Below are 404 nucleotides of genomic sequence, written 5' to 3' on the forward strand. Positions count from 1 at the left end.
ACTTAATTTTGCTTTCGTAATTTTCGCATTTCTGCGTCGTTACGGGAGGCGCATTATACGAGAAATCTTTCCCTCTGCAACCCCCCAAAAAAGTTTTTTTTGCGTTTTTATCTCAAGTGCTGAAATTATCAGCAAGACGTTCAATTTAGCGTCAAAATCACGCCGCCGCAAGTGGATTCCGGCGCTTACGTGACCAGGAAAAATTTTACAGCTTGATAAAATGCTCGCGGTAGTAAGCCAGCTCCGCCACCGATTCACGGATATCATCCATCGCCTGATGCGTCCCCTGCTTGGTAAAACCATCCAGAATTTCCGGCTTCCAGCGGCGCGCCAGCTCTTTCAGGGTGCTGACATCGAGATAACGGTAGTGGAAGTAGGCTTCCAGCTCCGGCATGTATTTAAAC

At 47.5% G+C, this 404-nt stretch carries 2 protein-coding genes; one reads left to right on the forward strand and one right to left on the reverse strand.

The window, feature by feature from the left end; genetic code table 11:
- A partial coding sequence (locus H0X95_RS36145) for a hypothetical protein (RefSeq protein WP_212736328.1) occupies positions 1-193 on the forward strand: 193 nt, incomplete at its 5' end.
- Positions 194-205: 12 nt separating this feature from the next.
- Here the strand turns inward: H0X95_RS36145 and orn are convergent.
- Positions 206-404, reverse strand: a 199-nt coding sequence (gene orn / locus H0X95_RS35775) for an oligoribonuclease (RefSeq protein ID WP_196446445.1), incomplete at its 5' end; no start/stop codon positions are given.

The sequence above is a fragment of the Burkholderia sp. 9779_493 genome, from assembly GCF_015712215.1.
Lineage (GTDB): Bacteria > Pseudomonadota > Gammaproteobacteria > Burkholderiales > Burkholderiaceae > Burkholderia > Burkholderia cenocepacia.